The organism is Agreia sp. Leaf335, from assembly GCF_001423605.1.
Classification (GTDB): Bacteria; Actinomycetota; Actinomycetes; order Actinomycetales; family Microbacteriaceae; genus Agreia.
Map to the genome: position 1 here is coordinate 896,357 of NZ_LMOQ01000001.1, position 26,078 is coordinate 922,434.

The 26,078-nt window shown below is 66.6% G+C and carries 26 protein-coding genes; 21 read left to right on the forward strand and 5 right to left on the reverse strand.

The features are described 5' to 3' along the window. Window positions 1-4: 4 nt before the first annotated feature. The gene (locus ASF79_RS04305) at window positions 5-649 is read left to right on the forward strand and encodes an MOSC domain-containing protein (protein WP_055852240.1); all 645 of its coding nucleotides are present in this window, start codon (window positions 5-7) and stop codon (window positions 647-649) included. A 12-nt stretch (window positions 650-661) separates the two neighbouring features. Here ASF79_RS04305 and ASF79_RS04310 read toward each other — a convergent pair whose 3' ends face one another. Next, entirely contained in the window at window positions 662-1,999 is a 1,338-nt protein-coding gene (locus ASF79_RS04310) for an aminotransferase-like domain-containing protein (protein ID WP_055852243.1), read from the reverse strand. Window positions 2,000-2,138: 139 nt separating this feature from the next. Between ASF79_RS04310 and ASF79_RS04315 the strand changes: the two genes are divergently transcribed. The 9 genes from ASF79_RS04315 to ASF79_RS04355 all read left to right on the forward strand — a co-directional run bounded on the left by ASF79_RS04315 (window position 2,139) and on the right by ASF79_RS04355 (window position 11,611). Beyond that, the gene (locus ASF79_RS04315) at window positions 2,139-2,987 is read left to right on the forward strand and encodes a nitrilase-related carbon-nitrogen hydrolase (RefSeq protein WP_055775009.1); all 849 of its coding nucleotides are present in this window, start codon (window positions 2,139-2,141) and stop codon (window positions 2,985-2,987) included. 17 nt (window positions 2,988-3,004) lie between these two features. Next, complete coding sequence (gene hydA / locus ASF79_RS04320; protein WP_055852247.1) at window positions 3,005-4,426, forward strand: dihydropyrimidinase; 1,422 nt, start codon at window positions 3,005-3,007, stop codon at window positions 4,424-4,426. 8 nt (window positions 4,427-4,434) lie between these two features. After that, the gene (locus ASF79_RS04325) at window positions 4,435-5,451 is read left to right on the forward strand and encodes a TIGR03842 family LLM class F420-dependent oxidoreductase (protein ID WP_055852249.1); all 1,017 of its coding nucleotides are present in this window, start codon (window positions 4,435-4,437) and stop codon (window positions 5,449-5,451) included. Next, the gene (locus ASF79_RS04330) at window positions 5,448-6,332 is read left to right on the forward strand and encodes an ABC transporter permease (protein WP_055774999.1); all 885 of its coding nucleotides are present in this window, start codon (window positions 5,448-5,450) and stop codon (window positions 6,330-6,332) included. The genes ASF79_RS04325 and ASF79_RS04330 overlap by 4 nt, the downstream gene beginning before the upstream one ends. Then, window positions 6,329-7,186 (forward strand): ABC transporter ATP-binding protein, encoded by an 858-nt coding sequence (locus tag ASF79_RS04335; RefSeq protein ID WP_055852251.1) that lies wholly within the window; start codon window positions 6,329-6,331, stop codon window positions 7,184-7,186. Before ASF79_RS04330 ends, ASF79_RS04335 begins: the two co-directional genes overlap by 4 nt. Next, complete coding sequence (locus ASF79_RS04340) at window positions 7,183-7,962, forward strand: ABC transporter permease (protein WP_055852254.1); 780 nt, start codon at window positions 7,183-7,185, stop codon at window positions 7,960-7,962. Before ASF79_RS04335 ends, ASF79_RS04340 begins: the two co-directional genes overlap by 4 nt. 58 nt (window positions 7,963-8,020) lie before the next feature. Then, window positions 8,021-9,169 carry an ABC transporter substrate-binding protein gene (locus tag ASF79_RS04345; protein ID WP_055852258.1) on the forward strand — a complete coding sequence of 383 codons (1,149 nt, stop codon included), beginning with the start codon at window positions 8,021-8,023 and terminating at the stop codon, window positions 9,167-9,169. A gap of 113 nt (window positions 9,170-9,282) precedes the next feature. Further along, a complete protein-coding gene (locus tag ASF79_RS04350) occupies window positions 9,283-10,611 on the forward strand; it encodes an aspartate aminotransferase family protein (protein ID WP_442853850.1) in 1,329 nt (442 codons plus the stop codon). A 64-nt stretch (window positions 10,612-10,675) separates the two neighbouring features. Next, entirely contained in the window at window positions 10,676-11,611 is a 936-nt protein-coding gene (locus tag ASF79_RS04355; RefSeq protein WP_055852264.1) for a LysR family transcriptional regulator, read from the forward strand. A 21-nt stretch (window positions 11,612-11,632) separates the two neighbouring features. On the opposite strand, the gene ASF79_RS04360 is transcribed toward ASF79_RS04355, so the two are convergent. From ASF79_RS04360 to ASF79_RS04370, 3 genes are read right to left on the reverse strand one after another with little or no spacing between them, the layout of a single operon-like run. Continuing rightward, on the reverse strand, window positions 11,633-12,424 hold the full coding sequence (locus ASF79_RS04360) for a hypothetical protein (protein ID WP_055852266.1): 792 nt from the start codon (window positions 12,422-12,424) through the stop codon (window positions 11,633-11,635). Further along, window positions 12,421-13,311 carry an ABC transporter ATP-binding protein gene (locus tag ASF79_RS04365; RefSeq protein ID WP_055852268.1) on the reverse strand — a complete coding sequence of 297 codons (891 nt, stop codon included), beginning with the start codon at window positions 13,309-13,311 and terminating at the stop codon, window positions 12,421-12,423. Before ASF79_RS04365 ends, ASF79_RS04360 begins: the two co-directional genes overlap by 4 nt. Beyond that, window positions 13,308-13,688 (reverse strand): GntR family transcriptional regulator, encoded by a 381-nt coding sequence (locus ASF79_RS04370; protein WP_181035688.1) that lies wholly within the window; start codon window positions 13,686-13,688, stop codon window positions 13,308-13,310. Before ASF79_RS04370 ends, ASF79_RS04365 begins: the two co-directional genes overlap by 4 nt. Window positions 13,689-13,791: 103 nt before the next feature. On the opposite strand from ASF79_RS04370, the gene ASF79_RS04375 reads away from it, so the two are divergent. From ASF79_RS04375 to ASF79_RS04395, 5 genes are all read left to right on the forward strand, one after another. Next, window positions 13,792-14,355 (forward strand): YceD family protein, encoded by a 564-nt coding sequence (locus ASF79_RS04375; RefSeq protein WP_442853824.1) that lies wholly within the window; start codon window positions 13,792-13,794, stop codon window positions 14,353-14,355. Between the two features lie 27 nt (window positions 14,356-14,382). Then, entirely contained in the window at window positions 14,383-14,586 is a 204-nt protein-coding gene (gene rpmF / locus ASF79_RS04380) for a 50S ribosomal protein L32 (RefSeq protein ID WP_044442139.1), read from the forward strand. Window positions 14,587-14,636: 50 nt separating this feature from the next. Continuing rightward, window positions 14,637-15,368 carry a ribonuclease III gene (gene rnc / locus ASF79_RS04385; protein ID WP_055852271.1) on the forward strand — a complete coding sequence of 244 codons (732 nt, stop codon included), beginning with the start codon at window positions 14,637-14,639 and terminating at the stop codon, window positions 15,366-15,368. Window position 15,369: 1 nt separating this feature from the next. Further along, complete coding sequence (gene mutM / locus ASF79_RS04390) at window positions 15,370-16,290, forward strand: bifunctional DNA-formamidopyrimidine glycosylase/DNA-(apurinic or apyrimidinic site) lyase (protein WP_055852274.1); 921 nt, start codon at window positions 15,370-15,372, stop codon at window positions 16,288-16,290. Window positions 16,291-16,368: 78 nt separating this feature from the next. After that, window positions 16,369-17,979, forward strand: coding sequence for a DUF4407 domain-containing protein (locus tag ASF79_RS04395; protein WP_156366158.1), 1,611 nt, complete (start codon window positions 16,369-16,371; stop codon window positions 17,977-17,979). On the opposite strand, the gene ASF79_RS04400 is transcribed toward ASF79_RS04395, so the two are convergent. Continuing rightward, window positions 17,980-18,699, reverse strand: coding sequence for a YoaK family protein (locus ASF79_RS04400; RefSeq protein WP_235500623.1), 720 nt, complete (start codon window positions 18,697-18,699; stop codon window positions 17,980-17,982). Between the two features lie 110 nt (window positions 18,700-18,809). Between ASF79_RS04400 and ASF79_RS04405 the strand changes: the two genes are divergently transcribed. The 6 genes from ASF79_RS04405 to ASF79_RS04430 all read left to right on the forward strand — a co-directional run bounded on the left by ASF79_RS04405 (window position 18,810) and on the right by ASF79_RS04430 (window position 25,982). Continuing rightward, a complete protein-coding gene (locus tag ASF79_RS04405; RefSeq protein WP_055852280.1) occupies window positions 18,810-19,907 on the forward strand; it encodes an acetamidase/formamidase family protein in 1,098 nt (365 codons plus the stop codon). Then, window positions 19,900-21,462 carry an AtzH-like domain-containing protein gene (locus tag ASF79_RS04410; RefSeq protein WP_055852287.1) on the forward strand — a complete coding sequence of 521 codons (1,563 nt, stop codon included), beginning with the start codon at window positions 19,900-19,902 and terminating at the stop codon, window positions 21,460-21,462. The genes ASF79_RS04405 and ASF79_RS04410 overlap by 8 nt, the downstream gene beginning before the upstream one ends. 351 nt (window positions 21,463-21,813) lie before the next feature. Then, complete coding sequence (locus ASF79_RS04415; protein WP_082495672.1) at window positions 21,814-23,025, forward strand: pyridoxal-phosphate-dependent aminotransferase family protein; 1,212 nt, start codon at window positions 21,814-21,816, stop codon at window positions 23,023-23,025. Further along, window positions 23,022-24,269 (forward strand): allantoate amidohydrolase, encoded by a 1,248-nt coding sequence (locus tag ASF79_RS04420; protein WP_055852291.1) that lies wholly within the window; start codon window positions 23,022-23,024, stop codon window positions 24,267-24,269. The genes ASF79_RS04415 and ASF79_RS04420 overlap by 4 nt, the downstream gene beginning before the upstream one ends. 3 nt (window positions 24,270-24,272) lie before the next feature. Next, the gene (locus tag ASF79_RS04425; protein WP_055852294.1) at window positions 24,273-25,139 is read left to right on the forward strand and encodes a MurR/RpiR family transcriptional regulator; all 867 of its coding nucleotides are present in this window, start codon (window positions 24,273-24,275) and stop codon (window positions 25,137-25,139) included. A gap of 270 nt (window positions 25,140-25,409) precedes the next feature. Then, window positions 25,410-25,982, forward strand: coding sequence for an alternate-type signal peptide domain-containing protein (locus ASF79_RS04430; RefSeq protein WP_055852296.1), 573 nt, complete (start codon window positions 25,410-25,412; stop codon window positions 25,980-25,982). Window positions 25,983-26,078: the final 96 nt, after the last annotated feature.

The following is a 26,078-nucleotide window of genomic DNA, read 5'->3' on the forward strand; positions in this document are numbered from 1 at the left end:
CGGCATGTCTCTGGTCGAATCACTTTGCCGCGTACACAGCCTGCTTCCCGACCCCGGGTCGGTGGGCGTGACGGGCATAGACAAGCGGCCGGTCGAGGGCCCGGTGAGGTTCGGCGAGTACGGGCTCTACGCCGATGTGCAGGCCGACCGCAAGTATCACGGCGGACTGTCGAAAGCCGTCTACGCCTACGCCTCGGAGGATGCCGAGCACTGGGCGGGCCTTCTCGGCCGAGAGATCGGCTACGGCCTCTTCGGCGAGAATGTTCGCACGCGTGGAGTGGATGTCTCGGGCGCGGTCATCGGGGAGCGGTGGATGCTCGGCGCGCAGGTCGTGCTCGAAGTGACGTGCCCCCGCACCCCCTGCGCCACATTCGGCCGCCGCATGGGCGAGCGCGGGTGGGTCAGGAGATTTGCCGCGGAGGGGCGACCCGGTGCTTATCTCCGCGTCGTGACAGCCGGAGAAGTCAGCGCCGGAGACGCTGTGCGCGTCATCGATCGCCCCGACCATGGGGTCAGCGTCGCGTCGTGGTTCGCACTTCGGCGCTCAGCCGACGCCGCCGCCCTGCTCGCCGCCCACGAGAGCGGGCGGCATCCGCTCGTGCCAGAGATGCTCGACTCGCTCGCGGTCGCTCTCGCGTCGAACAGGTAGGTGCGCGGCGCGCTATCGCGCGAGTGCCGCTGCCGCGAGCAGCGCGCCGATCTGGTCGAAGTCGTCGCGGATGCGGCCCGCCGTGATGCGGATGAACTGCTCGCTCTCGAGGGGTGCCGCATAGAACGAGCTTCCGGCGGCCACCTTGATGCCCGAAGCGGCGAGCGACAGGATCGCGGCCTTCTCGTCGTGCACGCGGAGCCACGTGTTGATGCCGTCGGAGGGGGAGTGCTCGACGCCGGAGCGAACAAGGGCCTCGGAGAGCGCCCGCTGTCGGGCGTGGTAGACCCTCCGGGCCTCGGAGATCTGGGTGACGCTCGGCGACGCGGTGAGCAGCTGGTAGAGGATCGTCTGGAGCATTCGCGACGTCCAACCGGGGCCGACCATACGCCGGGCGATCACCCGGTCGATGATCACGGTCGGACCGCCCAGGGCTCCGATGCGCAGATCGGGGCCGTGCGACTTCGCGAAGCTGCGCACGTGCAGCGTGCGGTGCGGAAACCACTGGCCGAGACTGAACGCCGTGCCCGTCGTGATCTCCCCGGAGTGATCGTCCTCGATGATCACGGGGTCGGAGACGTGCGACTTGGCCCGGATGACGCGCGCCAGTTCGCGCGTGCGTTCGGCGGTGAGAGACACTCCGGTCGGGTTCTGTGCCCGGGGCTGGATGATGATGGCGGCCGGATTGAGATCGAGTGCTGCGGAGAGCAGCTCGGGCCTCATGCCCTCGGAGTCGATGGCCACGGGGATCGCCTCGACCCCGAGCTGTTCGAGCAGATCGAAGAATGGGGGGAATCCAGGGCTCTCGACGACGACCCTGTCTCCGTAACGCACGATCGCCTCGAGTGACCGGCTGATCGCATCCAGGGCCCCGTCGAGAATCGTGAGGCTCGCCGGCACGAAGGGCCAGGATGCGCGCAGTTGCCGCTCGAGATCGGGCAGCACGCGCATGTCGAGATAACTCGCCGTGTCGGCTCGGGTCGGAACGTGCGCGAGCGCGAGGGCGAGGTCGGGCAGCAGCAGAGGGTCGGGCGTTCCCGTCGACAGATCGAGCCGGGCCACCACGTGCGAGCCGGCCAGCTCGCCGAAGTGCGGCGGCATCCAGGCCGTCGAGGCCTCGAGCACGTAACTGCCGGCCCGGCCCCGCGAGGTGATGAGCCCCACTTTCGAAAGCGCCTGCCACGCGTTGCTCACCGTTGCCGGGCTCACGCCCAGGGCCGATGCGACGTTGCGCACCGTCGGCAGCCGTTCTCCCGATCGCAGCGCGCCTCCTCGAATCAGGCGGGAGATGGCGGCGGCGATGCCCTCGGGCGTCTTGCTCTCGACGGCGCCGGTGATGGTGTCGAGCACTCCTGCCGTCCTTTCGTGGGGGCTAGCGACTCTTGACTTATTTACGCCGACGTCACAATCTGAAATCTAAGAGAAATGTTCAACCCCGACAATAACAAAACGGGGTTCGAGCGGAAATGCTCAGCGAGAGGACGATGCAATGACGGTAGTACGCGCAGCACTCACCCAGGCGACATGGACGGGCGACAAAGAGTCCATGATCGCCAAGCACGAGCAGTTCGCCCGCGACGCGGCGGCTCAGGGCGTGCAGATCATCTGTTTTCAGGAACTGTTCTACGGGCCGTACTTCGGCATCATCCAAGACGCGAAGTACTACGACTACGCCGAGGCCGCGGACGGTCCCACGGTGCAGCGCTTCCAGGCGCTGGCCAAAGAACTCTCCATGGTCATCGTGCTGCCGATCTATGAAGAGGAGCAGCCGGGCGTTCTCTACAACACCGCGGTGGTCGTCGATGCCGACGGCACCGTGCTCGGTAAGTACCGCAAGCACCACATCCCCAACCTGCAGCAGTTCTGGGAGAAGTTCTACTTCCGCCCCGGCAACCTGGGCTACCCGGTCTTCGACACCGCCGTCGGCAAGGTCGGCGTCTACATCTGCTACGACCGCCACTTCCCCGAGGGATGGCGCGAGCTCGGCCTGAACGGCGCACAGATCGTCTTCAACCCGTCGGCCACGAAGCCCGGCCTGTCGAACCGCCTCTGGGAGCTCGAGCAGCCCGCGGCCGCGGCGGCGAACCAGTACTACATCGGCGCGAACAACCGCATCGGCACAGAGACCGAGGAGTTCGGCGACGACGCCGTCACCTTCTACGGCAGCTCCTACTTCGTCGATCCGCGTGGCAACTACGTCGGAGACGTCGCCTCGACGGACACCGAGGAGATCGTCGTGCGCGACCTCGACCTCGAGGTTCTGCGCGAGGTGCGCAACTCGTGGCAGTTCTACCGCGATCGCCGCCCCGACTCCTACGTGGCCACGGTCGCGCCGTAACGGGGAGGGCGACTGACATGGCAACGACGCTGATCACCGGGGGGACGGTCGTGTCTTCGACCGGTCGCGCCCGAGCAGATGTGCTCATCGACGGCGAGACGATCGCCGCGGTTCTCGAGCCCGGCTCCGTGCTTCTCGGCACCGACCTCACCTCGGCCGTCGACACGGTCATCGACGCGACCGGCAAGTACGTGATTCCGGGCGGAATCGATGCGCACACCCATATGCAGATGCCGTTCGGCGGAACCGAGGCATCCGACACGTTCGAGACCGGAACCCGGGCAGCGGCCTGGGGCGGCACGACCACGATCGTCGACTTCGCGATCCAGTCGTACGGCGAGAAAGTGCAGGATGGCCTGGCGGCGTGGCACGAGAAGGCGGCGGGAAACTGCGCCATCGACTACGGATTCCACCAGATCATCGGCGACGTGAACGAGGAGTCGCTGCGCGCCATGGACGGACTCCTCGACGAGGGCGTCTCGAGCTTCAAGCTCTTCATGGCCTACCCCGGAGTGTTCCTGAGCAACGACGGTCAGATCCTGCAGGCCATGCAGAAGTCGGCCGCCACGGGCCTGATGACCATGATGCACGCCGAGAACGGTTCGGCCATCGACGTCTTCGCCCAGCAGCTGGTGAAAGATGGCTACACCGAGCCCTACTATCACGGCGTCTCGCGTCCGTGGCAGATGGAGGAGGAGGCCACTCACCGCGCGATCATGCTGGCGAATCTCACGGGTGCGCCGCTCTACGTCGTGCACGTCTCGGCGAAGCAGGCGGTGGGCCAGATCGCCACGGCACGCGACAACGGCCAGAACGTCTACGGCGAGACCTGCCCGCAGTACCTCTATCTCTCGCTCGAGGACAACCTGGGTGCTGATGGATTCGAAGGTGCCAAGTGGGTGTGCTCCACGCCGCTGCGCTCGAAGCACGAGCACCACCAGGATCAGCTCTGGCAGGCGCTGCGCACCAATGACATCCAGATGGTCTCGACCGACCACTGCCCCTTCTGCATGAAGGGCCAGAAGGAGCTCGGTGTGGGCAATTTCACCAAGATCCCCAATGGCATCGGCTCTGTCGAGCATCGCATGGATCTGCTCTACCAGGGTGTCGTCAACGGTCACATCTCGCTCGAGCGTTGGGTCGAGATCACCTCGACGACTCCGGCTCGCATGTTCGGCATGTACGGAAAGAAGGGCGTCATCCAGCCCGGTGCCGATGCCGACATCCTCGTCTACGACCCGAACGGCCACACGTCGATCGGCTACGAGAAGACGCACCACATGAACCTCGACTACTCCGCCTACGAGGGCTACGAGATCGACGGTCACGTCGATACCGTCCTCTCGCGCGGAAAGGTCGTGGTCGACGACAACACCTACCTGGGCGCCAAGGGCGACGGCAGGTTCATCAAGCGCGGCCTCTCGCAGTACCTCATCTAAGGGACCCCATGGAATTCGGCGCAGTACTTCAGACCAATCCGCCCGCCTCCCGCACGGTGCATCTCGCCAAGCTCGCGGAGCAGCACGGCTTCGAGTACGTGTGGACGTTCGACTCGCACCTGCTCTGGCAGGAGCCCTACGTGATCTACAGCCAGATCTTGAACGAGACCCACCGCGTGAAGGTCGGTCCGATGGTCACGAATCCGGCCACGCGCGACTGGACCGTCACGGCATCGCTCTACGCCACGCTCAACGAGATGTACGGCAACCGCACCATCATGGGCATCGGCCGGGGTGACTCGGCGGTGCGCGTCACCAACGGCGCTCCGACCACTCTGAAGGCGTTGCGCGAGTCCATTCACGTCATCCGTGAACTGGCCAACTCCCGACCGGTCGAGTACAACGGCGCCGAGCTGCGCTTTCCGTGGAGCGTCGGCAGCGAGCTGGATGTCTGGGTCGCCGCCTACGGTCCGCTCGCCTTGAAGCTCACGGGCGAGGTCGGCGACGGCTTCATCCTGCAGCTGGCCGACCTCGACATCGCCGAGTGGATGATCAAGACGGTTCGTGCGGCCGCGGAGAACGTCGGCCGCGATCCCGACGAGATCGCCTTCTGCGTCGCGGCTCCGATGTACATCGGCGATGACTGGCAGCACATGCGCGACCAGTGCCGCTGGTTCGGCGGCATGGTCGGCAATCACGTGGCCGACATCGTCTCGAAGTACGGCGCCGACTCCTCTGTTCCCACGGCTCTGACCGACTACATCAAAGATCGGGAGGGCTACGACTACAACGAGCACGGCCGTGCGGGCAACAGCCACACGGCATTCGTGCCCGATGAGATCGTCGACCGCTTCTGTCTGCTCGGAACCGCAGACGAGCACATCGAGAAGCTCAAGAAGTTGAAGGACATCGGCGTGACCCAGTTCGCGGGTTACCTCCAGCACGACAACAAAGAGGAGACCCTGCGCGTTTACGGCGAGACGGTCATCCCCGCGCTCAAAGAGCACATCACGGCCAAGGCATGACCCGAACCGGCTCCCCGCTCGTGCGCCGCGTACTCCTCGGAGTGCTCGGAGTCGTGGTGCTGGCCGCCGTGTGGGAGCTGTACAAGGCGCTCGGCCCTGCCACCGGCGTGGTGCTCGGCGACCTGACCGTGCTTCCGCGCACGAGCGACTTGGCGATGCCCCACGTGTGGGACATGGTCGCCCGGCTGTTCCGCCCTGTTCGCTCGGCCGGTGACGACGAGATGATGTGGCAGGCCGTGCTGCAGGCGTCGTTCTTCAGCCTCGGTGTGGCCGCGGTGGGCTGGCTCGTGGGCGTCGTGGTGGGCATGCTCCTCGCCGTCGTCATGCAGCGGTTCCGCACGGCGGAGTCTGCGCTGCTTCCCTGGATCGTGCTCAGCCAGACCGTGCCGCTCATCGCCATCGCTCCGCTGGTCAAGCGATGGGGATCGCAGATCGAGATCGGTTCGTTCAGCTGGGAAAACTGGATGTCGGTGGCCCTGATCGCGTCGTACCTCGCGTTCTTCCCCGTCTCGATCGGAGCGCTTCGCGGACTCGAGTCTCCCGATGTGAACCACGTCGAATTGATGCGCACCTACTCGGTCGGATGGTGGGCGACCCTCATCAGGCTCCGTCTGCCGGCGAGTGTGCCCTATCTCCTTCCCGCCCTGCGCCTCGCCGCAGCCAACGCCGTGATCGGCACCGTGGTGGCCGAAGTCTCGATCGGACTGCGCGGCGGCATCGGGCGCATGATCGTGGAGTACGCCGCCGCAGCCGGGGGAGACCCCGCCAAACCGTGGGCACCGATTTTCGGAGCCGTCGTCGTCGGCCTCCTGGCCGCGGGCGTCGTCGCCCTGATCGGCCTCGCCCTCACCCGTTACCGTCGAGGAGAGACCCCCGCATGAGCACCGAAACGTCTGCACAGGGCCAGCCCATCGCATCCACCCACCCCGCGGCCGTCTCTGTGGCCGGCGTGAGCAAGGTGTTCGCCGCTCGCAAGGGCGCGGATGTGACGGCGCTCGAGGCCGTCGACCTCACGATCGCGCCGGGCGAGTTCGTCTCGCTCATCGGGCCGTCGGGATGCGGGAAGTCGACGCTGCTGCGACTCATCGCCGACCTCGACTCGCCCACGAGCGGATCGATCGAGGTCTTCGGCAAGACGGCCAGGCAGGCTCGTATCGATCAGGCCTACGGCATCGCGTTTCAACAGGCGGGCCTGCTGCCCTGGCGAACGGTGCGCGCGAACATCGAGCTTCCGCTCGAGCTGCACAAGGTCGGCAAGGCCGATCGGGCCGCGCGCTCCTTCGAGCTGCTCGCGCTCGTCGGGCTCTCCGACTTCGCCGAGAAATACCCCGACCAGCTCTCCGGTGGAATGCAGCAGCGCGTCGCGATCGCCCGCTCGCTCGCCGAGAGCCCCGGTCTTCTGCTGATGGACGAACCGTTCGGCGCCCTCGACGAGATGACGCGCGAGCGCATGCAGACCGAACTCGTGCGCATCTGCGCTGAGACAGGGGCAGCGGTGGTCTTCGTCACACACTCGATCCCCGAGGCGGTCTTTCTCTCGAACAGGGTCGTCGTGATGTCACCGCGCCCGGGTCGCATCCGAGACGTGATCGCCGTCGACCTCGGGCGCGCGGAAGGGCGCGACGAGGGTCTGCGCGAGGCCGACAGCTTCTTCGAGGCCGTGGTGGCCGTGCGCGAGAGCCTGCACGGAGAATCGGCCGGGGCGTCCGCGGTGCGAGGGGTCGACCAACGATGAAACAGTCCGCGTCGATGCCGCGCACGATCCTCGCGCCGATCCTTCTCGGCGTGCTCGCGGTCGCGCTCTGGCAGCTCGCCGTGGTGGTGCTCGAGATCAAGCCGTTCGTTCTGCCCTCGCCCGTGTCGATCGCGACGGAGTTCTCGTCGAGCGTCTCGAGCGTGTGGACGGCGAGCCTGGTGACCGGCGCGAACGCTCTCATCGGTCTCCTGATCGGCGCGATCGTCGGCATCATCGCGGCGATCATCGCCACCGTGCTGCCTCTCACCGACGAGCTGAGCGCGCCCCTGGTGGCAGCCGCGTCGGTGATTCCGATCGTCGCCCTGGCCCCGGTGTTCTACACGATGTTCGGTGCCGACAAAGAGACGGCGAGGCAACTCGTCGCGGCGCTCGCCGTCTTCATTCCGGTCTACCTCAACACTCTGCGCGGCCTGCGCCAGGCCAGGCCCGTGCACCGCGATCTCATGAAGGCCTACGGTGCGTCGGCATGGCAGTCGACGCGTGCCGTGACGCTGCCCGGTGCGGTTCCGTTCCTGTTCATCGGGCTGCGCATCGCGTCGAGCCTGGCCGTGATCTCCGCTCTCATCGGAGAGTACTTCGGAGGCCCGATTGGTGGACTCGGCAAGTCGATCACCTCAGCCGCTGCATCGAGCAACTACTCGCTCGCCTATGCCTACGTGCTCGGCGCCATTCTTCTCGGACTCGTCTTCTACGTCGTGACGCTGGGTCTCGAGAAGCTCGTCTCCCCGCACCGCGCCTCTGTCTCGACCCCCTAGAACGTCCGCCTCTTTCTGGCGGCCCTGCACCATTCACCGCACCATCACAGGAGGAACAATGAAACACAGCAAACGCCTCATTGTCACCGGCGCCATCGCGGCTGTCTCGGCTCTCGCGCTCGCGGGCTGCAGTACGAGCGGCTCCGACGATTCCACGGATTCCGCGAGCGGCGAGCTCACCCCCGTGACTCTTCAGTTGCAATGGTTCGCACAGGCGCAGTTCGCGGGCTACTACGCAGCGCTCGATCAGGGGTACTACGAAGACGAGGGCCTCGACGTGACGATCCTCGAGGGCGGCGCCGACATCGTTCCGCAGGACGTGCTGTCTGGCGGAGACGCCGACTATGCGATCTCCTGGGTTCCCAAGGTGCTCGGCTCGATCGAGCAGGGCGCCGAGATCACCGACGTGGCGCAGATCTTCGAACGCAGCGCCACCACGCAGATCTCGATGAAAGACAAGAACATCACGACCGCCGCCGATCTCGAGGGCAAGAAGGTCGGCAGCTGGGGCTACGGCAACGAGTGGGAACTCTTCGCCGGTATGCAGAAGGCCGGAGTCGACGCCTCGAAGATCGACCTGGTGCAGCAGGCTTTCGATATGAACGGCTTCCTCGCCGGCGACATCGATGCGGCCCAGGCCATGACCTACAACGAATACGCACAGGTACTCGAGTCGGTGAACCCGGCGACGGGCGAGTTGTTCACCCCCGACGACCTCAACGTGATCGACTGGAACAAGGAGGGCACGGCCATGCTTCAGGACGCGATCTGGGCCGATTCGGCCAAGCTCGCCGACGATGACGCCTACGCCGACCAGACCGTCAAATTCATCAAGGCCTCGATCAAGGGATGGATCTACGCGAAGGACAACCCCGAGGAGGCCGCGGCCATCGTGACCGCCGCGGGCTCGACACTCGGTGAGAGCCACCAGCTGTGGATGACCAATGAGGTCAACAAGCTGATCTGGCCGTCGACCTCCGGCGGTATCGGCATGATCGACGAGGACGCCTGGAAGCAGACGGTCGACATCGCCATGGGAACCAAGAACGAGACTGGCGCGACCGTGATCTCGGCCGAGCCACCGGCATCCGCTCACACCAATGAGTACGTCGAGAAGGCGCTGGCCGAGTTGAAAGACGAAGGAGTCGACACCGAAGGTGCCGACTTCATACCCATCGACGTCACACTGAAGGCCGGCGGCGAGTAACACGCAGTTTCACCATCACCATCGTTCCCTGAGCCTGTCGAAGGGGGCCTGTCGAAGAGCTTCCCTTCGACAGGCTCAGGGAACACAACACAGAAAGAACAGGCACCACCGTGATCCCCACCTCTGACGACGGCAAGCGCGCGTACGACCTCGACCGGGCCTACGTCTTCCACTCCTGGTCGGCGCAGGCCGCCCTCGACCCCATGGTCATCGCGGGCGGGTCGGGCACGCGGGTGTGGGATCACGACGGCAACGAGTTCCTCGACTTCTCGAGCCAGCTCGTCAACGTGAACATCGGCCACCAGCACCCGGCGGTGCGAGACGCGATCAAGGCTCAGGCCGACGTTCTGACCACCGTCGCCCCCGCCCACGCCAACCTCGCCCGAGGCGAGGCGGCCCGGCGCATCCTCGATCGTGCAGGAGCGGGCTTCGGTAAGGTGTTCTTCACCAACGGCGGGGCGGATGCCAACGAGAACGCGATCCGCATGGCGCGGCTCTACACGGGGCGCGACAAGGTGCTGTCGGCGTATCGCTCGTATCACGGCAACACCGGCGCCGCCGTGGTGGCCACGGGGGACTGGCGTCGTGTTCCCAATGAGTACGCGCGCGGACACGTGCACTTCTTCGGTCCGTTCTCGTATCGCTCGGAATTCTGGAGCACCAGCCCGGCCGAGGAGAGCGAGCGGGCTCTGCACCATCTGCGCCGTGTCATCCAGAGCGAGGGCGCGTCGTCGATCGCGGCGATCCTGATCGAGACGATCCCGGGCACCGCTGGTGTTCTCGTGCCCCCGCCCGGCTACCTCGCCGGGGTGCGGGCGCTTGCCGACGAGTTCGGTATCGTGCTGATCTTCGACGAGGTCATGGCCGGCTTCGGCCGCACCGGTGACTGGTTCGCGTTCCAGTCGCTGGCCGACGACGGAGGCCTCGTCGTGCCCGACCTCATCACCTTCGCCAAGGGCGTCAACTCGGGCTACGTTCCCGTGGGCGGCGTCATCATCTCGCCGTCGATCGCGGCCACGTTCGACGAGACGGTGTTCCCCGGAGGACTCACGTACTCGGGGCATCCGCTCGCCATGGCCTCGATCGTCGGGGCCCTCGACGCCATGGAGAGCGAGGGCATCGTCGCGAACGCGAAGCGTGTGGGTGCGGATGTCATCGGACCGGGCCTTCGCGCGCTGCAGGCCAAGCATCCGACGACCATCGGCGAGGTGCGCGGGCTCGGAGTCTTCTGGGCGCTCGACCTCGTCGCCGATCCCGAGACGCGCGAGCCGGTGGCGCCCTCGGTGATCGGTGCGCTCAAGAAGACGCTGCTGTCGCTCGGGCTGCTGCCCTTCTTCGCCGACAACAGGCTGCACGTGGTGCCGCCCTGCGTGGTGACCGACGACGAGGTGGCTCGGGCGCTCGATCTCTACGACCAGGCGTTCTCGAGTCTCGAAGGTTAGATCGTGTACCGCACGTGAAGAGTTCGAGCCTGACTCCTTAGTTCGGCTTCTAGACTGTCGAACTATGGACGTCGGACGACTCAACCTGCTGCGCGAACTCGCCGAGCGGGGCAGCATCACCGAGGTGGCCAAGGCCACCCATCGCACCGCTTCGGGCATCTCGCAGCAGCTGCGCAAGCTCGAGTCCGAGGCCGGTCTCCCGCTCACCGAGAAGGTGGGGCGGGGGATCGCCCTGACCGACGCGGGCAGGGCGTTGGCGCGCAGTGCGACCGATGTCGCGATCGCGCTCGAGAAGGCCGAGGCCGTGTGGGACGAGTTCCGCAACGACCCCACAGGCACGGTGTCGCTCGCGACCTTCCCCACGGCGGGACAGATGCTGCTGCCGGGCATGCTCAAGCGCGTGGCCGAGACCGGCGGCCTCACGGTGCACTGCTCCGACCGCGACCCGGAGTCCGAGGGCTTCCCGTCGCTCACGAGCGATTTCGACATCGTGCTCGCGCACTCGCCGAAGCCGGCGGCCTTCTGGAACGACAAGAATCTGCTGGCCGTGCCGCTGATGACGGAGCCGCTCGACGTCGCGCTCCCGCCCGGACACCGCCTCGCCGACAAGGACTTCCTGGTGCCGAGCGACCTCATCGGCGAGCAGTGGATCGGGGTGCCCTGGGGGTACCCGTTCGAGCGCACGCTCAACGACATCTTCGAGGCCGCCGGGGTTCCCGTGAACTTCTTTCAGCGCTTCGGCGATACCCGGGTGACCGAGGCGCTGGTCGCGGCGGGCCTCGGTGTCGCCGTGCTCCCGTGCTACACGGCGGCGGGCGCCTATCGCGACCGCATCGTGCTCAAGAACCTGCAGGGAGTCGTGGCCGAACGGCACATCGCGATTCTGATGCGCCCCGACCGCGCCGAACGCCTGGCCGTGCGCACCGTGGTGGACGCACTGCGCGCAGAAGCGGCCGCCGTGGTCGAGGCGAACAAGCACCGCAACCCGCCGGCCGCCTAGCTGCGGCTGTGTGGACGTTCGTCAGTTCTTCGGCGTCGCCCTTCGCAGGATGAAGTAGCCCGTGATGGCAGCGATCACGGTGGGCACGAGGCTCCAGGCGATCACGCCCGACGGGCCGTTCGAGCCGAACCAGGCCCAGACCGACGGCCAGCTGCTGGTGAACGACGCCAGAGCGATGCCCGCGACCAACAGCAGGGCGAGCGTGCCGAACAGAACGAGCATGCCGTTGTTGCGCCAGCGCTGGTAGATGGTCGCGATCGCGGCTCCGACGAAGTAGAAGAACAGGTACGCCGCGAAGTAGAGGCCGAATCGCTCGATCCACGACGCGTCCGCGCCGCCGAAGTAGAACGTCGCGAACATGGACCCGCCGAGCCCCCACCCGTCGGTCGCCACCTCGATGGCCGCCAGCACGGTGAGACCCGCGCTGTAGACCGCCGAGAGCCCGATGAAGGTGAGCGCGCTGCCCAGCCAGAAATCACGCCGCGTCACGCTGAACCCGAGTGCGAAGGGGAACGTGAAGGCAACGGCCTGGATGCCCAGCACGAGCATGTAGACGAAGATGTAGAACAGGGCGCCGGAGAATTCGAGGCCGTCTCGCGCGTCGGCCCTGTCTGCCTCGCTCGAGATCGACGAGAAGATGATCCACCAGATAGCGACGTTCACCACGAAGATGCCCGCCATGATCATCCACGGCACGGCGAAGACGCTGTATCGGTTCACGAGGTGCAGCCGAACGACGGCGAGGATGTTCGAGGCCCCGCCAGGTCGGTCGATCCGCGCCTCGTCGAGGGTCGGTTGAGTGAGGGTGCTCATGCGCTCTGCTCCAATACTGTCTGGCTGCTGCCGGTGAGGCGCACGACGAGTTGCTGCAGCGACACGGGCGACAGCTCGAGGCCCATCTCGGTGGCGCGTGCGCGATCCTGAGGTGTGAGACGGCCGACCGTCACCGAGGCGAGACCGCCGATGCCCTCGCGATGCAGCACCTCTCGGCCGGCGACGAACGAGTCGACGCCCTGCCTGGTGCCGACCACGGTGGTTGCGGAACCGCGCAGGGTCTCCGCGCCTTGGTCGATGAGCAGCTTGCCCTCGTCGATCACGAGAACGTGCTCGAGCAGGTTGCTGACCTCGTCGATGAGGTGCGTCGAGAGAATCACCGTGCGGGGATGCTCGCCGAAGTCCTCGAGGAGCCGATCGTAGAAGATCTGCCGCGCCACGGCATCCAGACCCAGGTACGGCTCGTCGAAGAACGTCAGCGGGGCGCGGGATGCCAGCCCGACGATGACCCCGATGGCCGACAGTTGGCCGCGCGACAGCTTCTTGATGCGGCGATTCAGCGGCAGCCGAAAGTCGGCGATGAGGCGTTCGGCCAGGGCGGCGTCCCAGTTGGGAAAGAACCAGGGCGCGCTGGTGAACACGTGCCGGGGCTTGAAGTCGTCGGGGTAGCGCTGACTCTCTTTGATGAAGCACACGTTCTTCAGCACACCCGAGTTCTCGACCGGGTGTTCTCCGAAGATGCGGATCCCGCCGCGGGTAGCGAAGTCCTGACCGGTCAGCAGCTGCATCAGGGTCGTCTTGCCGGCGCCGTTGCGGCCGAGGAGCCCGTGGATGGTGTTCTTCTGGACGCTGAAGCTGACGTCGTCGACGGCGGTCGTCTCGCCGAAGCGGCGGGTGAGGTGAGACACCTCTACTACTGCACTCATGCTGTGCCTTCCTTTCTGATCATGTCGATCAACTGCGTTTCGCCGATGCCGAGCTTCTCTGCCTCGACCATCAGCGGTGCGATGAATTCGTTCTGGAACTGGTCTCGGCGCTTGGCCACCAGTCGGTCTCGGGCGCCGGATGCGACGAACATGCCGATGCCGCGCTTCTTGTAGAGGATGCCGTCGTCGACGAGCACATTGACTCCCTTGCCTGCGGTTGCGGGGTTGATGCGATGGAATGCGGCGAACTCGTTCGTCGATGGAACCTGCGACTCTTCGGGAAGGGCGCCGGCGATGATGTCGTTCTCGATCAGTTCGGCGATCTGCACGAAGATCGGTCGAGAGTCATCCACGACGTGTTCCCTTCGTTGGTTCATTACTCATGTAACTAACCAAACAGGCTTGCCTCGTCGTGTCAAGACTTTTTCCTGCGCACCCTCAGGGGACGCCACGCGGCGATCGCCGGTAGACTCGAATGTTGTGAACAAATTCAAGAAGACGCCCTACACCGTGGGGGTGCACGACCTCATCCACCGGCCCGGCGAGATGCGCGAGCACGAACTCGAGATCGTTGTTCCCGAGAAGCTCGGCGAGGGCCTCGTGGCCGTTCAGGCCGACTCGATCCTCGATGTCGACCTTCGTCTCGAGGGCCTGCACGACGGCATCCTGGCGTCGGTTCATGTCTCCGGAACGGCCGACGGAGTCTGCGGGCGCTGCCTCACTGACATCCATCTGCCGGTAGAAGTCGAATTCCAAGACGTTTTCGCGTATTCTCTTGACGAAGCTTTTGATTACTCGGTTCTCGACGATCACGTCGACCTCGAACCGATGATCAGGGATGCGGTGGTACTTTCACTGCCGTTCCAACCGGTCTGTCGGCCGGATTGCCCAGGACTAGACCCGGAGACGGGTGAGAAGCTGGCCGATCAGCCGCATGACGAACCCCAGCAGATCACCGATCCGCGCTGGGCTGCGCTCGCCGGCTTCGAAGCCTCCACACAGACTGACCAAGCAGACACCGACGCCTCCGCGCGACCCGAGTGACCTGAACGATAGAGAAAAGAGAAGATCATGGCTGTTCCGAAGAGAAAGATGTCGCGGGCTTCCACCCGCATGCGTCGCGCTCAGTGGAAGGCTACGGCCCCCACCCTCGTCAAGACGATCGAGAACGGCAAGACTGTCTACAGCCTGCCGCACCGCGCCAAGATCGTCGAAGACTCCGCAGGCACCCCCCTGTTCATGGAGTACAAGGGCCGCAAGGTCGCAGACATCTAAGACTCCTGCTGTCGGCAACGACAACAGATGCGTCACCAAGGAGCGCCTCGATGGTTTCTGAACACGAAACCGACGGGTCGCTCCTTTTGGCGACTCTGCAGATCGAGCTTCCCGACGATCTGCTCGAGCTCGCCCTGACCCACCGCTCGTACTCGTACGAGCACGGCGGTATCCCCACGAACGAGCGCCTCGAGTTTCTCGGCGACTCGATTCTGGGCCAGGCGGTGACGGTCATGCTCTACCGCCGTTTTCCCGATCTCGAAGAGGGAGAGCTGGCCAAGCGCCGCGCGAGTCTCGTGTCGACGGTCGCTCTGGCGGAGATCGCCCGAGGCATCGAACTGGGTCGCTTCGTTCGACTCGGTCGCGGCGAAGAGCTCACGGGTGGTCGAGACAAGCCGTCGATCCTCGCCGACACGATGGAGGCCGTCATCGGCGCCAGCTATCTGGGTGCGGGCCCGGATGCGGCGACCGCGCTCGTGCTTCGTCTCGTAGCCCCCCTCGCCACTGCTCCCGGTCACTTCCGCATCTCCATGGACCCCAAGACGTCCCTGCAGGAGGCCGCGGGCCAAAAGGGCCTGGCCGCTCCCGTCTACGAGTTGAGCGAATCCGGGCCCGATCACCAGAAAGTGTTCGTCGCCACCGTGCGCGTAGCGACCGCGGCTGGTGCCGTCGTGGTGCAGGCCACGGGCGAGGGACCGTCGAAGAAGCAGGCCGAGGCATCCGCCGCTCGTGATGCCGTGGCGATGCTGGCGGCTCTGCCGACAGACGTGGCGTCGGCCTAGAGTGCCCGAACTCCCCGAGGTCGAGGTCGTGCGTGCTGGCCTCGAGCGGGCCGTGTCAGGCGCGCTCATCAGCGCGGTCGAGGTCTTCGACCAGCGTTCGCTCAAACGGCACGTCCCCGCGGCGGGCGCCTTCGTCGACCTGCTCGAGGGGCACCGGATGCGCTCGGCCGTGCGCCGAGGCAAGTTCCTCTGGTTCCCGCTCGACGACGCGACCGACGCCGGAGGTCGAGCTCTCGTGACCCACCTCGGAATGAGTGGACAGGTTCTGCTGCGCACGCCGGGCGTCGAGGAAGACGGTCTGCTGCGCATTCGCCTGCACATCGAGCATCCCGAGCACGGCGAGTTCTGGATGAACTTCGTCGACCAGCGCATCTTCGGCTCGATGGCCGTCGACTCTCTGCTGCCGACCGACGATGGGCGCGCGGCCGGCCGGGGGAGCGAGCTCGCATCGATTCCCGGCCAGGTGTCGCACATCGCGCGCGACCCGCTCGATCCGGCCTTCAGCGACGCCGCGTTCTTCGCCTCGCTCGCTCGGAAGAACACCGGCATCAAGAGGGCGATGCTCGACCAGAACCTCATCAGCGGCATCGGCAATATCTACGCCGACGAGTCGCTGTGGGCGGCACGCATCCACTATGCCCAGCCCGCGTCGTCGCTGTCGCGCACCAAGGCGAAGCTGCTGCTGACCGAAGTGCGGTTCGTGCTCGAGAAGGCGCTCGCCGAGGGCGGCACGAGCTTCGATGCGCAGTATGTAAACGTGAACGGCGCATCCGGATACTTCTCGCACAGCCTCAACGCCTACGGTCGGCAGGGGCAGCCGTGCCCGCGCTGCGGACGCCCGATCGTGCGTGAGAGCTTCATGAACAGGGGCTCGCATTTCTGCGCCCACTGCCAGAAGCTGCGGAGTGCTCCGCAGGGCTGATTGAGGGCATGCTCACCGGATGCTCAGGGTCGGTGCGTGCATACTTGCCGCTGATCATTCGAACAGGAAGGACTCGGCGTGAGCGAAAACGACGCATCGAGTGGGCCCCAGTTGGAGCCCTGGTTCAGCGAGACCCCGAAACCGCGCCGACGCCCCGAGGCGGAGACGGTGCCGATCGAGGCGCTGTCCGGCGTCGACCTGTCGAGTGACACCTCGCCGATGACAACGGCACCCACCGAGCAGCTCTCCGTCGAGCAGCAGGAGCAGCCCTGGTTCGAGCGGGATATCGATGCCCAGCCCGAGGCATCCGGAACCGAGGGTGAGGCGACCGCTGCCGCCGCACCGGCCGAGCCCGGCGAGAGGCCGAATGCGCGTCGTCGTCGTCTGCGCCGCACCAGCCTCGCCGTGCTCGGTGGAGCCCGACCCGACGCCATCGAGGGCGCACCCGGCGACCGGCAGGCCTACTCGTCGATGGCCCTCATCCTGATGTTCACGGCCACCGTGGCCGCTCTGTCGATGGCCTTCGCCCTCGGCATGGTGTTCCACGCCGACTGGTTCTGGTTCATTCCCGTGGGCATCTTCTGGGGCGCGGGGATCTTCGCCATCGACCGCGCTCTCACGATCCAGCTCTCGAACACCAAGGGTGCCTGGAAGACCACGTTCGCCGTCGTTCCCCGCGTGCTGCTGGCCGCGATCCTCGGCACGGTCATCTCGACGCCGGTGACCCTGCAGATCTTCGCACCCGAGATCAGCGCTCAGATCCTGGTGATGGAGGCCGAAGCGCGGACGTCGTTCGCCAACCAGCTCGCCAGCGATCCGATCCTCTCGACCGAAGACACCGTGCGAGCCTCGATCGCCAGCAACCAGGCGATCATCGACAAGAGCGATGCCGTCGATCCGCTCACCGACCCCACCTACGCTGCCGCCAAGGCTGCAGAAGACGCGGCACTCGCCGATCTCAACGCCAAGACCGCCGCGTGGCAGGCCGAGGCCAACGGCACCGGGGGCTCGGGCCAGGTCGGTGACGGAGCCGTGACGCAGATCGCGCGACAGGCCGTCGATTCGGCGCAGACCGTCTACGACCAGGCGCAGAAAGCAACCGCCGCGGCACTCGCGACGGCGCAGCCAGCCCTGACCTCGCAGCTGAAGGACTCGAAGACCACGGCCGAGGCCGCGCTCGCCAAGGCACAGGCAGACCTCGCCACGATCGAGCAGCGCAAGTCCGACTTCCAGGCCCAGAACGACGCGGCCGTGTCGTCGAGCGACGGCATCAGCAACCGTCTCACCGCGCTCGATCGGCTGAGCAAAGAGAGCCCGTCTGCGGGGCTCGCGCACGTCATGGTGTTCCTGCTGTTCTTCGCGATCGAGCTGCTTCCCGTGATCATCAAGCTGCTGCGCAACCTCGGCAACAAGGAGTCGGTGCACGACGAGACGGCGCGCGAACACGACCGCACCGAGATCGCCCGGGTTCGCCAGCAGTTCGCGCTCGAGCGCGACCAGGCGCTTCTGGATGCTCAGATCACCACGGGCAGGCTGGCCACGCTCAGACAGCTGGCCGAGCACGAGGAGGAACTGGCGCTCGCCACGGGCAAGGAGCGAAACCTCGGACTCGACGACCGGGTGCGCAGCAAGAGCCAGGACTTCTTCGACGAGTGGGATCGCGAGCAGTCGGAGCAGCGCCGCCGCTGATCAGGCGGAGGCGTCGACCTCGGCCGGCTCCACCGGAGCGTGGTGCGGCCGACCCGCGAGGTGCCCGGTCAAGGCGACCAGAAGAGTGATGAAGGCGGCCAGGGCCACGCCCCAGCCGATGTGGATCATGAGCAGCAGCGCGCCCACGGCGGCGCCTCCGCAGATCAGCAGGATGGCGCCGGCCCGCCGGAACCACGGCTGCCCCGAGCCGCCTGCCAGTCGCGAGTCGGCGGCGAGACCGGTGATGGTCGAGGTCACCACCACGGTGGTGACGTCTTTCACGGCGATGTGTCGCGCCGTCGCAGCCTGAACGCCCATGACCAAGGCGAAGCATCCGGTGAAGATGTACTCGTAGGGCTGTGGGGGAGGCCCGTCGTAGACGAACAGCGCGATCGTGAGGCCGACCATGACCGTGCCCACGATGCCGAACAGCACGGTGCTGTGGGTGGTCCAGCCGACCTTGACGGGCCGCAGTACGCGGCCGCCGATTGCGGCGCCCAGCATGAACCCGAACAGTGCGACGAGCGGGCCGATGACGGGCAGCCCATCGGCGCCGGCGATCGCCATTCCGAGGATCACGACGTTGCCGGTCATGTTCGCGGTGAAGACCTTGTCGAGGCCGAGATAGCCGACCGCGTCGGCGATTCCGGTCGAGAACGTGAGGGCGAGCATCAGACCCAGATGCAGATTGGCGGGCTTGCTGCGGAGTCTTCGGAGCACGGGGCACCTGATCTTTCGATGTCTCTGGGCGTGGCGGGGCTGTCGGCTGGCGCACGATACTCTCGAAGCGACCCTCCCATCTTTCCAGACTTCGGAAGGCGCGCATTCGGATGCCGTTCACCGCACCGCTCCAGCCCGGCCAAGGATTCATCCAGGCCGCTCACTACCTGCCGGCGTCTATCGAGAACGTGCTCTGGGGCAGGCTGCCCTGCGCCGCCGACACCGAGGTCCTCACCATCGATTCGGGTGACGAGGTCACCATCGACACCCTCAGTCACGAGGGCGTGCTCGAAGACCAGGGCCGCGACCCCGTCGCGTACTTCGCCGGCCATGGCGTGGGGCGCGAGAACGTGCTCGACGACGCGATCGCGCTCGCGGCATCCGGATACCAGCGCGACCTCAAGGTCGACGGTCCGCACGTCGTGACCGGACCGATCCGCATCCGGGGTGCGAAGCCGGGCGATCTGCTAAAGATGACGCTGCTCGAGGCGACGCCGCGCGTTCCCTACGGCGTGATCTCGAACAGGCACGGCAGGGGAGCGCTTCCCGGCGAGTTTCCGCTCGTCAAGGGCTCGGTGAGCGTCTTCTCCGCCGTCGACGACGAGGCCGACGGAAGCCAGGTCGGAACCCTGCCGCTCGTCGCCGGGGGAGAGCACACCGTGCGGTTCCCGCTGCGTCCGTTCCTCGGGATCATGGGCGTGGCCGTCGCCGGGACGACGCGCCCGCACTCGGTACCGCCCGGCGCGCACGGCGGAAACATCGACATCAACCTGCTCACCGAGGGCAGCTCGCTCTACATTCCCGTTCAGGTCGACGGCGCGCTGGCCTACGTCGGCGACCCGCACTTCGCCCAGGGCGACGGCGAGGTCGCGCTCACCGCAATGGAGGCCTCGCTTCGCGTGACCGTGCGCTTCGAGGTCGTGCCGCAGAGCGAGGCGCTGAAGGCGTTCGGCGCTCTCGTCGGGCCTCTCGCCGAGACCCAGGAGTTCCTCGTTCCCACGGGAATGGACGACGACCTCGACGAGGCCCTGCGCAAATGCGTGCGCGCCGCCATCTCTCTGCTGCATGCCCGCTACGGCATGGACGAGGACCTGGCCTACGCCTACCTCAGCGCGGCCACCGACTTCAACATCTCCCAGGTCGTCGACCTGGTCACCGGCGTGCATGCCCGCGTGCGCGTCTCAGATTTCGAAGGACATCATGGCTGAGCGACTCTCTCCCACCTCCGTCACCGGTGAGCTGCCCGACGGCCTGATCGACGCCTTCTGGGCCTACGAAGACGCGCTTCTCGACAACGACCTCGAGGCGCTCGACGCGGCGTTCGCCGCCGGTGACTCCACTCTGCGCGGCGACGCGTCAGGGTTGCTCGTCGGCCACGAGCGCATCAGCTCCTTCCGCGGTGCTCGGGGTGGTGCGCCCGCGCGCACGGTCACGGCGCTGCACGTGCGCGTGCTCTCGAGCGAGCATGCCCTGATCGTCAGCGAGAACCGGCCCCGCTCGGGTGGGCGTGGGCTCATCACTCAGCTGTGGGCGAGACGCCCGGATGCCGCCGGCTGGGTCATCGAGTCCGCCCAGGTGGCCGGCGCCCTCGCGGCCATGAACACGGCGATCTGGCGCGTGCTGGGCAATCCGCTGGTGGGCTCGACCGCCTCGAAAGGCGGCGCACTCGAGGGTGAGACAGTCGCGGTGAAGGATCTGTTCGATGTGCGGGGCTTCGCCGTAGGTGCCGGTATTCCCGAATACCTCGCGGAGGCGACTCCTGCCGAGGCGAACGCGTCCGCCCTCGCCGCGCTGCTCGCGGCCGGCGCATCCGTTCGCGGCATCGCGCAGACCGACGAGTTCGCCTATTCGATCGCCGGCAAGAACGTGCACTACGGCACCCCGCCGAACGCAGCCGTTGCCGGAGCCATCCCCGGCGGCTCATCGAGCGGACCCGCCTCGGCGGTGGCCCTGGGGCACGCCAGCATCGGGCTCGCGACCGACACGGCGGGGTCGATCCGGGTTCCCGCGTCGTATCAGGGGCTCTGGGGTCTGCGCACCACGCACGGCGCCGTCGACTCGGGCGGGCTGCTGCCGCTGGCCGCGTCGTTCGACACGATCGGATGGCTGACGAGATCTGCCTCCGTGCTGCGCGCCGCTGCCGCGAGCACGCTCGACGACGCCGCGCAGCAGCCTGTCGAGCCGCAGTTCGTGATCTCGACCGAGCTGCTCTTCGCCGCCGACCCCGCGATGCAGGGGGCGTTGGTGGATGCCGTGGGCCGGCTCGAAGTCGCGGGGCTGATCGGCGAGGTGGGCGTCGTCGACCTCGGCGACATCTCTGGTTTCTTCGCGGCGTTCCGCACCGTGCAGGGCGCGGAGGCGTGGCGTCGGCACGGCGAGTGGATCATCGCTCATCCGGGAGTGCTGGCAGACGACGTCGCGTCGCGCTTCGAGGTGGCGTCGACGATCACCGACGAGGAGGAATCCTCTGCTCGGGAGGTGCTCGGGGCCGCTCGAATTCAGCTCGACGAGGCCCTGGCCGGGCGCATCCTGTTGCTGCCGACGACGGCGTCGACCGCGCCGTCACTGACCGCCGACCCCGCCGAGATCGACGCTGCCCGGGCGGCGACGCTCGCCCTGACCTGCCTCGCGGGCATCGGTGGATACCCCGCGCTGTCCGTTCCGCTGCTCGAGGTCGACGGTGCACCAGCTGGCCTCTGCCTCGTCGGACCGCGGGGCACCGACCTGGCGCTCATCGACATCGCGGCCACCTTCGTTTCCTGAGCGGCACCCGTTCCCTGAGCCTGTCGAAGGGCAGCGCTCGCATCGACACGTCGAAAACGCGCCCAAAATCCTTCCTTAGGGTGCATTCGCGCCGAGTCGATCGGGCCGGCATGATCGACTCGGCCTAGATGCACCTTCTCGAGGAGAGGACGGTGCATTCGCGCCGAGTGGATTCCCTGCGGCCCTTCGACAAGCTCAGGGAACGAAAGCGACCCTAAAGCTGTAACGCGCGTGAAACAACGGTTCCGTAGAATCGAAGCCTGAAACAGGTGATTCATTCTCAGTGAAAGCGGTCAGCTCATCTCACTCTCGTCTCTGCCCCAGCCCATCAATCCGCCGCAGCGACTCCTGATGGGGCCGGGCCCGATCAACGCCGACCCGCGGGTATTGCGCGCCATGTCTGCGCAGCTCGTGGGCCAGTACGACCCCGCGATGACCGAGTACATGAACGAGACCATGGAGCTCTATCGCGGCGTCTTCAAGACCTCGAACGAGCAGACGCTGGTCGTCGACGGCACCTCCCGAGCCGGCATCGAGGCCGCCCTCGTCTCGTTGATCGAGCCGGGCGACCGGGTACTCGTTCCCATCTTCGGCCGCTTCGGTCACCTGCTGCGCGAGATCGCCGAGCGCTGCGGAGCCGACGTGCATGTCATCGAGGTTCCCTGGGGTCAGGTGTTCACGCCCGAGGCGATCGAGGCCGCCATCGTCGAGGTGCAGCCCGCGCTGCTCGCCGTTGTCCACGGCGACACCTCCACCACCGTGGCCCAGCCGCTCGATGAGCTCGGAGCCATCTGCGCGCAGCACGGTGTGCTCTTCTACACCGACGTCACCGCATCGCTCGGCGGCAACACCATCGAGACGGATGCCTGGGGCATCGACGTCGTGACGGCCGGCCTCCAGAAATGCCTGGCTGGCCCGTCGGGCTCCGCTCCCTCTACATTCTCGGCGGCCGCGGTGGAACGCATCGTGGCGCGCAAGAGCATCGAGGCGGGTATTCGCGAGGCCGGCGACGCGGTGGCCGCCCATCCGATCCGCTCGAACTACTTCGACCTCGCGATGATCTTCGACTACTGGGGGCCGAAGCGGCTCAACCACCACACCGAGGCCACCACGATGCTCTACGGCGCACGCGAGTGCGCGCGCCTGCTCATCGAGGAGGGCGTCGAGAACGCCGTCGAACGACACCGGCTGCACGGCTCCGCCATGCTGGCCGGGGTTCAGGGCCTCGGCCTCGCCGTCTTCGGCGATCTCGAGCACAAGATGAACAACGTGGTCGCGGTCATGATCCCCGAGGGAGTGAACGGCGACGCCCTGCGCGGCGAGCTGCTGAACGACTTCGGAATCGAGATCGGTACGTCATTCGGGCCCCTGCACGGCAAAGTCTGGCGTATCGGAACCATGGGCTACAACGCTCGCCGTGACACCGTGCTCACCACGCTCGCCGCTCTCGAGGCCGTGCTGCGCCGGGCCGGCGCACCCGTGACGCCCGGAGGGGGAGTCGGCGCGGCCTACGAGATCTACGCCGACGCCGATCGGGCCGTACGGGTCGGAGCCGAGGCGTGACGCAGCCTGCCTCGACGAGCGCGCAGGCGATTCTCGAGCGCTGCGACGAACTCGCCACCTACTCGTCGATGGATGACGGTCTCATCGAGCGCGTCTACCTCTCGCCCCAGCACGCTGCCGTCAACGCTCTCGCCGGACGGTGGATGACCGAGGCGGGCATGACCACCTGGCAGGACGCTGCCGGCAACCAGTGCGGGCGGCTCGAAGGAGTGACCCCCGGTCTTCCCGCGCTTCTGCTCGGCTCGCATCTCGACACGGTGCCCTCGGCGGGACGATACGACGGAATTCTCGGCGTGCTCTCCGCCATCGCCGTCGTCGATCGAATCCGGTCGTCCGGCCGCCAACTGCCGTTCGCCCTCGAGGTCGTGGCGTTCGGCGACGAGGAGGGCACCCGCTTCGGCCGCGCTCTGCTCGGCAGTCGCGCGCTCGCGGGCACCTGGCTCGAGGAGTGGTGGCAGCTCGAAGATGAAGACGGTGTCTCGCTGCGCGACGCCTACGTGCACTTCGGCCTCGATCCGGATGCCGTGGGCGAGGCCGCGCGGTCGCGCGGCGACTTCGTGGGGTACCTCGAGACCCACATCGAACAGGGCCCGTACCTCGAAGACGAGAACAAAGCGCTGGGGGTCGTCTCGTCGATCGCGGGGGCCCGCCGCTTCCTGCTCACGATCACCGGGCAGGCGGGCCATTCGGGCACTCCATACGAACGTCGACGCGATGCTCTCGCGGGGGCAGCCGAGGCCATCACCACCATCGAGCGCATCGCACGATCCGCGCAGCTCATCGCGACGGTCGGCCACCTCGAGGTCTTTCCCGACGCGGTCAACGTGATTCCCGGCAAGGTCGAGTTCAGCCTCGACCTGCGAGGCGAATACGACACCGAGCGCGACAAGGTGTGGCTGCAGATCGAGGAGGCCATCCTCGAGATCTGCCAGCGACGACGGCTGCGGCTCACGAGCATCCAGACTCACTCGGCCAAGGCGGCCGTCTGCGCGCGTCGGCTGCGCGACGCGATTGCCGAGGGCATCCGCTCGACGGGCGACGCGCGACCGATGTCACTTTTCTCTCGCGCGGGCCACGACGCGATGGCCATCGCGGAGATCGCCGACATCGGCATGATCTTCGTGCGGTGCAAGGGCGGCGTGAGCCACAACCCCGAAGAGCACGTCACCGAGGCTGACGTGGCGAAGGCGCTCGACGCCTTCGAGGCCACGGTGCTGCAGCTGGCCGACGGATACGAGGAGTAGCGGGTGGACACCGCGCCGCCCACGATCGGGCAGCGGATCGACAGCCAGTACGGAGCCCTCTCTCCGCAGGAGCAGCGGGCCGCCGACTTCATCCTCGACCATCTCGGCGATCTGGCCGTGTACAACGCGACGGAGCTCGCGAGGCTGAGCGGGGTGTCGAAGGCCACGGTGTCGCGGCTGTTTCGCCGCCTCGGGTTCTCTGATTCGGCCGAGGTGCGTGAGCACGCCCGCAGCCTGCGCAGTCAGGGTGCTCCCCTCGGCGGCATCGGGGCCGCGGCCGGAACGCCCTCGGCGCTCGCCGCGCACGCGCGCCAAGAGAGCGAGAATCTGCAGAAGATGCTCGCCGGGCTCGACGACGGGCGGTTGGATGTCGCGGCGCGGCTCATCGCGGGCGCCGGCGAGGTCGTGCTGGTCGGTCTGCGCAATAGCTATCCGCTGGCGCTGCATCTGCGTCAGCAGCTCGCTCAGGCACGAGGTCGGGTGCGGCTGGCTCCCGCGCCGGGGCAATCGTTGGGCGAGGAGCTCGCCGGCCTGGGTGCGCACGACGTGGTGGTACTCGTGGGCTTTCGGCGACGTCCGTCGGGTTTTGCGATGATCACGCAGGCTCTCCGGGACCGCGGGGTGCCCGTGGTGCTCATCTCGGACTCGTCTGCGCGTCGGCACGCGGAGGCGGCTACTCTCTGGTTGGAGTGCCCCGTCGACAGCGTCTCGGCGTTCGACAGCTACTCGGCCGCGATGAGTCTGATGAACCTGCTGGCGAGCGGCGTGCTCGGAGTCGACGTGCGCGAGGGGCGCACGCGAATCGCTACGATCACGAGCGTTTACGACGCGCTCGACGAGTTGGAAGTGCCTCCGTCCTCGCGTTCCTGACCGACACCTGGCAGAGCTGGAATAACCCAAGAATTAATGCAAAACTTCGAATAAGTAAATTTTTCTCGGTTATTCATCCGTGATTTACATGCAGATCTTCGTCCCCCTGCCTGTGTCGATATCCTCGGCATCTCAAGAGCCGCCTCAGGCGACGGTCTGCCTCTCTATCTGAGAATCGATCGCGTCGACCCCCGCTGTTCCACGGCGCGAGTCGAGGGGTTCTATGGACCGTACGGTCGACCCCACGAGGGCGACGCGAAAGGTTATCCCATGAACAAGATCCTCAAAGGCACCATCGCAGGCGCTGCCGGCATCACACTGCTCCTCGGAGGAGCCGGTACCTTCGCGCTGTGGAACTCCAGTGCGAGCACCAGCGGCGGAAGCATCGTTGCCGGTGACCTGGCGGTGAACGCGGGATCGACCGCCGCCTCCTGGAGCATCAACGGGGGAACTCCTCGCGCTGACCTGACCGGATTCGTCGCCGTTCCTGGTGACGTGATCACGTACACGAAGGTCATGAGCATTACCGCCAAGGGCGACGATCTGCGCGCCAATCTGACGGTCGACCCGGCGTCGATCAAGGCCGTGTCTTCTACGGCTCCTGCCGACGTCGCGCTGGCCAGCTATCTCACCGCGAACGCGGTCCTGACGGCGACCGGTTCGGGCATCTCCACCGGGCCGGCGCCGTACACGGTGACCGCGGGTGCCTCCGGTGTCACGCAAGACGTGACCGTCGCGGTGACGATCACGTTCCCCAAGAGCACGACGCCCGGCTTCGAGAACAGCACCAAGCTCGGTTCCGTGAACCTCCAGGCGCTCGCCGTCACGCTCACTCAGCTCTAACCACCCAGAGAGGCGTCGGCGCGACATCAGTCGCGCCGACGCTCATCGTGCGATCCCGGAAAGGGTGATGATCATGCGCGAACACACTCCTCGACG